The 6,001-nt window shown below is 67.4% G+C and carries 7 protein-coding genes; 5 read left to right on the plus strand and 2 right to left on the minus strand.

Annotated elements, in window-relative coordinates; genetic code table 11:
* From PROKR_RS19215 to PROKR_RS19235, 5 genes are all read left to right on the plus strand, one after another.
* Positions 1-184 (plus strand): iron chelate uptake ABC transporter family permease subunit (locus PROKR_RS19215; RefSeq protein ID WP_036965841.1); only part of this gene is annotated, 184 nt, incomplete at its 5' end.
* Entirely contained in the window at positions 181-972 is a 792-nt protein-coding gene (locus tag PROKR_RS19220; protein ID WP_036965843.1) for an ABC transporter ATP-binding protein, read from the plus strand. The genes PROKR_RS19215 and PROKR_RS19220, both read left to right, overlap by 4 nt.
* 123 nt (positions 973-1,095) lie before the next feature.
* Entirely contained in the window at positions 1,096-2,151 is a 1,056-nt protein-coding gene (locus PROKR_RS19225) for an iron-siderophore ABC transporter substrate-binding protein (protein WP_036965845.1), read from the plus strand.
* A 967-nt stretch (positions 2,152-3,118) separates the two neighbouring features.
* Complete coding sequence (locus tag PROKR_RS19230) at positions 3,119-4,111, plus strand: IS481 family transposase (RefSeq protein ID WP_036965847.1); 993 nt, start codon at positions 3,119-3,121, stop codon at positions 4,109-4,111.
* 53 nt (positions 4,112-4,164) lie between these two features.
* A complete protein-coding gene (locus PROKR_RS19235) occupies positions 4,165-4,578 on the plus strand; it encodes a hypothetical protein (protein WP_036965849.1) in 414 nt (137 codons plus the stop codon).
* 426 nt (positions 4,579-5,004) lie between these two features.
* Here PROKR_RS19235 and PROKR_RS19240 read toward each other — a convergent pair whose 3' ends face one another.
* Positions 5,005-5,808: an isoprenyl transferase gene (locus PROKR_RS19240; protein ID WP_036965851.1), complete on the minus strand. Its 804-nt coding sequence runs from the start codon at positions 5,806-5,808 to the stop codon at positions 5,005-5,007.
* Positions 5,808-6,001: DNA repair protein RecO C-terminal domain-containing protein (locus PROKR_RS19245; protein ID WP_036965853.1), on the minus strand; the 194-nt coding region annotated here is incomplete at its 5' end. The genes PROKR_RS19240 and PROKR_RS19245, both read right to left, overlap by 1 nt.

Below are 6,001 nucleotides of genomic sequence, written 5' to 3' on the forward strand. Positions count from 1 at the left end.
GAACGACGGCGGCGCCGCCCTCGTCGCGTCCACCGCGACCGGCGCGGCCCTGACCCTGGTCGCGGACGTCGTGGCGCAGCACGGGCTGCTCGGCGTCGCGGCCCCGGTCGGGATCGTCACGGGGCTCGTGGGCGCCCCCTACCTGCTGTGGCTGCTTGCCACGAACGAGAAGAGGAGCCGATGACCAACCTGCGCGCCGAGTCCGTCAGCCTGGGCTACGACGGCCTCAAGGTCATCGAGGGCCTCGACCTGACGCTGCCCGACGGCAAGATCACCGCCGTCGTCGGGCCGAACGCCTGCGGCAAGTCCACGCTGCTGCGGGGACTTGCCCGCCTGCACCCGCTCGACGGCGGCCGCATCACGCTCGACGGCGCCGACATCACGGCGATGCCGCGCAAGGAGCTGGCCCGCAAGGTCGGCATGCTGCCGCAGTCGTCCGTCGCGCCCGACGGCGTGCGGGTCGCCGAGCTGGTCGCACGCGGCCGGTACCCGCACCAGGGCTGGTTCGGCCGCCACTCCTCCGACGACGACGCCGTGGTCACCACCGCGCTGGAGTCCACCGGGGTCGCCGAGCTCGCGGACCGCCCGGTCGCCGAGCTGTCCGGCGGGCAGCGCCAGCGCGTGTGGATCGCGATGGTCCTGGCGCAGCAGACCGACATCGTGCTGCTCGACGAGCCGACGACGTTCCTCGACGTGCGCCACCAGCTCGACCTGCTGGACCTGCTCACGGAGCTGAACCGCGACCAGGGCACGACAGTCGCGATGGTGCTGCACGAGCTCAACCTCGCCGCCCGGTACGCCGACCACCTCGTCGTCATGTCGGCCGGCCGGATCGTCGCCGAGGGGGCGCCCTCGGACGTGCTGACCCGCGAGGTGGTCGACGAGGCGTTCGGGCTGCGCGCCCAGGTGGTGCCCGACCCGGTCGCGGGCTCGCCGCTGGTGGTCCCGGTAGGCCGCTTCCACTCGAAGTAGGCGTGGTTTACCTCACCCATACCCCTCGCAATTCCGCAACATCAACGTGACCTAATGCGGTTAGGGTTACCTCATCTCGACCGGCACCCGCCGGTCGTTCGACTGAAACCTCCGGGAGAAACCGTGCGATCTCGCCGATCCCTCGCAGCTGTCGTCGGCCTCGTCGCCGCGTCCGCCCTCACCCTCGCTGGCTGCGCGTCCGAAGAGCCGGCCGCCAGCGGTGACGCGACGCCGTCCGCCGACGCCTCCGGCGCCACCGACGAGTTCCCCCTGACCATCGAGCACGCGCTCGGCGAGACCACCATCGAGGCGGCGCCCGAGCGCGTCGCCACGTGGGGCTGGGGCTCGACCGAGGCCGCGATCGCCGCGGGCGTCTTCCCGGTCGCCGTCGCCGAGCAGACCTGGACGGTCGGCGAGGGCAACCTCCTGCCGTGGGTCGAGGAGGCGTACGACGAGGCCGGCGTGGAGCACCCGACCGTGCTGACCGACGCCGAGGCCGGCGCGACGGTGCCCTACGAGGAGTTCGCGGCCGCCGAGCCCGACGTCATCATCGCCACGTACTCGGGCATCACGCAGGAGCAGTACGACCTGCTCAGCGAGATCGCCCCGACGGTCGCCTACCCGGACGGACCGTGGCAAACGTCTTGGGAGGACACGATCACGACCACCTCAGCCGCGCTCGGCCGCAGCGACGCAGGCGAAGAGGTCCTCGCCGGCGTCGACGACTACTTCGCAGGCCTGGCGGACGAGCACCCCGAGTTCGAGGGGCAGACGATCGCCGCGATCTGGGACTCTCCCGAACTCGATGCGGTCTACGTATACAACTCGTCCGACGCGCGCGCCGGGTTCCTCGAACGGCTTGGGTTCACCACGGCTCCGGCCGTAGACGAGCTCGACACGACCAACGGCGAAGCGTTCACCTACACGCTCTCGTACGAGGAGCTGGACAAGCTGGAGTCCGACGTCGTAGTGAACTATTCACAGACCGAAGAGCTAGCCGCGGAGAGCGTGAAGCGGCCGGAGCTCCAGGCGCTGCCTGCCGTGAAGGCCGGCAAGCTCGCCCAGCTCGCCGGCACCATCCCCGTCTCGTCCGTCGGCCCGCCGACCGCACTGTCGTACGACTACCCGGATGGCGTACCCGCTCTGGTCAACGAGCTCGCCGCCGTGCTCAGCGAATGACCAGACAGCCGAACACACCTGACAGCATCAAACGACGACACGTTTGAGGTGAGGCAGACCTTCTGGGTCTGCCTCACCTTTTCAACCCACGTATCGAGCGGGCACACCAAACAACGGCTAACCAAATTAGGGACTGCTGCACGGGTTTGTGACAGGGTTTCTCAGGCGGCGAGTGCGACCTGAGCGGCCATGGTGGCTTCGTACTCGATCAAGGTCTAACGTCCCACGCGGGCCTGGCGGCGGCGGTAGGTCCGCTCGGCCCGGGTCACAATCGCGATGCGCAACTGCTCGCGGGCGGTCCAGTTCCGTGCAGCAGCCCCCGTTAGGTCCGATGCAGTTATGTCCGACAGTTGCTGAAATGAATGTCATAGGCTAGCGGCACAGCCCTGTCCAAGCCATCGCTTCCCCTGGGCGCAGACTCCCGAAGATTTTGCCGTGCATCAGTGTCGCTTGAAGAGTTGAAACGAGTCCTGAACTCAGGAGATCTCGGATCATTGGCCACACGATTAGCTTTCACGATCTTGTCCGGTCCGACCACCTGCACCTGCACCTGCACCTGCACCTGCACATGCACCACGACGGACCTGCGACGTCGAGCCTTTCCAGGACCGCGGCCTGCGCCATCCCCCCGAATGAACGAGCGCTCTTGAACGTATCGTCATCCAGGATTTCCAAAGCGCACCACTGCACACCCTGACGAAGCCTCACGCGCCACTCGATCGCATTCTGTCAAGAGTGCACCCGGGTGATAGTAAAGCATGGGCAATCTCGGCGTAAATTCACCTTGCGCCAGACATGTGCGCCTCGGTAGGCTCCCACTACAGCCGAGGCGAGCGAGACTTAGGTGTGATGTCCAGGGAGGTTGTTCCTGGATTCGGGCGACACGCGGTCGGAGTTAGGGGCTGAGGAAGGCCTCCGGTTGTGGAGTGGAGTTGTCGAGAAACCACACCGCTCACCGGAGGCCTTCGTGACCCACGCTAACGCCCTGCTGACCCCGCGAGCACGCCTGCGCCTGGCGCGTCTGGTCGTCGAGTCCGGATGGACCATCGCCAGCGCGGCGAAGATGTTCATGGTCTCGCCACGCACCGCTAGCAAGTGGGCCCACCGTTACCGCACCGAGGGCACCGCGGGCATGACCGACCGGTCCTCCCGCCCGCACCACAGCCCGACCCGGACCCCACGACCCGTGGTCAAGCAGATCGTCGGCCTGCGGTGGCGCCACCGCCTCGGCCCGGTCCAGATCGCCGGGCGCCTGGGCATGCCGGCCTCGACCGTGCATGCCGTCCTGGTCCGGACCAGGATCAACCGCCTGTCCCGGATCGACCGGGTCACCGGTGAGCCGATCCGCCGCTATGAACACGAGTACCCGGGTTCGTTGATCCACGTCGACGTGACCAAGTTCGGCAACATCCCCGACGGCGGCGGGCACCGCTACGTCGGCCAGCAGCAAGGCAGACGGAACAAGCGCGCCACCGCAGGCCTGCCCCGCGGCACGGACTACGGCCCACGCACCGGGACCGCGTTCCTGCACACCGTGATCGACGACCACTCCCGGCTGGCCTACGTCGAGATCCACACGGATGAGAAGGCCGACACCGCGGTCGGCGTCCTGCACCGGGCTATCGCCTGGCTTGCCGACCGCGGCGTGGACGTCCAGCGGGTCTTGTCGGACAACGGGGCGGCCTACCGGTCCCACGCCTGGCGTGATGCCTGCACCCAGCTCGGGATCAAGCACAAGCGCACCCGCCCCTACCGGCCCCAGACCAACGGCAAGATCGAACGCTTCCACCGCACCCTGGCCGACGGCTGGGCCTACGCCCGGCACTACACCTCCGAGACCGAACGCCGCGACGAGCTACCCGGCTGGCTGCACTACTACAACCACCACCGAGCCCACACAGCGATCGGCAACCAACCACCCATCACCCGACTGAACAACCTCCCTGAACATCACACTTAGGGATGGTGGGCTCCGCCGCGGCATTCGGCAATGAGAGGGAAAGGTGAGGCGATATGAAGAACGCATTCTTCAGGTCGGTCGTTGTCGTCACGACTTCGATCGCCATGATGCTCGGGGTGGGGTCGCAGGCTGTCGCACTTTCGGACAACCGACCCGAAGGCCCGGGGTTGGCTTATTCAACCGAGCAGCCCGAGATCGGGATCCTGGCGCTACAGTGTTCGGAGAGTTCGGGAAGGGGTAACCCTGGCGGAGTGCCGTACGCCTACTTTGCCCGCAGCACCTGTTACATCGAACGGACAAGCGACGCCTACGTCTTCCGGGTCAAGTTCAAGTGCTCAGGGGAGTCTTCGTACCGCTACGGGCCGGAGGTGGCGGCTGTTCGCACATCGAGGTCTTCCACAGGATGGTGCCCGTATCCGAAGACGATAACCTCGGTCACGACGGCTTCGGAGTACGTCGGCGCCTAGCCTTGACCACGACCTTGAGGCTGAGACGGATACCTGCGCGAGTTGCTTCGTCGAAACTCGGAGTCACATGGCATGGGATGCCCGGCAATTCTCAGATAACTGGTCCGAGGAATTTTTTCACGGGCGTGGGACCTGCGACGGTTCTGGCGCGTGACCGGCGTCGTCACTGATCAGGGTCTATTTCGGACAGATAGCGCAACGGCCATAGTGTGCCGAACGATCGTGGTTGTCGAGGCCTGATCGAACCGCACACTGGGGCCGTTGCGTTATCACCAGGCTGTCGAAATTGCGTCTTCCCTGGCGCCCATAGATGGGACAGGCGCACGTGGTGCAGGCCGCCGCGTCGGGCCGCAAACACTTTGTTGATGCCCTCCGAGTCGGTGCTGCGAAGAGCGACGCCTAAGCTAAGCGGCATTGCACGCGGAGCTACCGCACAGAAGCTTCAGGAGCGTCCAGCGCACCGCCGTAGCGGCGGTCGCGCTTCGCGTACTCCTCGACCGCGTGCCACAGGTGCCGGCGGTCGACGTCGGGCCACGGCTCGTCGAGGAACACCATCTCGGCGTACGCCGCCTGCCACAGCATGAAGTTCGACGTGCGCTGCTCGCCCGAGGACCGCAGGAACAGGTCGACGTCGGGCAGGTCGGGCAGGTACAGGTACTTCTGCACGGTCTTCTCGGAGATCCGCTTCGGGTCCAGCCTCCCGGCGGCGACGTCGCGCGCCATGGCGGCGGCGGCGTCGGCGAGCTCGGCCCGGCTGCCGTAGTTGACGCACATCGTCAGGGTGCAGCGGTCGTTGTCCTTGGTGCGCTCCTCGGCCTCCTGGAGCACGTCGATCACGGACTTCCACAGCTTCGGCCGGCGCCCGGCCCAGCGGATGCGCACGCCCCACGACGCCATGACGTCGCACTGGCGGCGCATCACGTCCTGCGTGAACTTCATCAGGAAGCGCACCTCCTCGGGCGAGCGCTTCCAGTTCTCGGTGCTGAACGCGTAGGCGGAGACGTACTCGACGCCCACGTCGACGGCGCCCGCGACGACGTCGAGCAGGGAGTTCTCGCCCGCCCGGTGCCCCTCGACACGCGGCAGGCCGCGGGCGTTCGCCCAGCGCCCGTTTCCGTCCATGACCACGGCGACGTGCCGCGGCAGGAACTCCTTGGGGATCCGCGGGGCCCGCTCGCCGGACGGGTGCGGGAAGGGCGCGACCAGCTCCCGGTTCGCGTTCCGGGCCATCAGCGCTCCACCATCTTCAACGATCGCAACGTTCTCTCCAGGTAGTACTGGCCGTAGGCGGCGACGAGGCCGCTCGCCTCCTTGCGGTGCCGCGCGTCGGACGCGTCGGCGGTCGCCCAGTCGCCCGCGAGCAGCGAGGACAGCAGGGCGAAGGTCTCGGGCGCGGGCGCGGTGGAACCCGGCGGCCGGCAGC

Origin of the sequence: Promicromonospora kroppenstedtii DSM 19349 (genome assembly GCF_000515355.1) — a bacterium.
Classification (GTDB): domain Bacteria; phylum Actinomycetota; class Actinomycetes; order Actinomycetales; family Cellulomonadaceae; genus Promicromonospora; species Promicromonospora kroppenstedtii.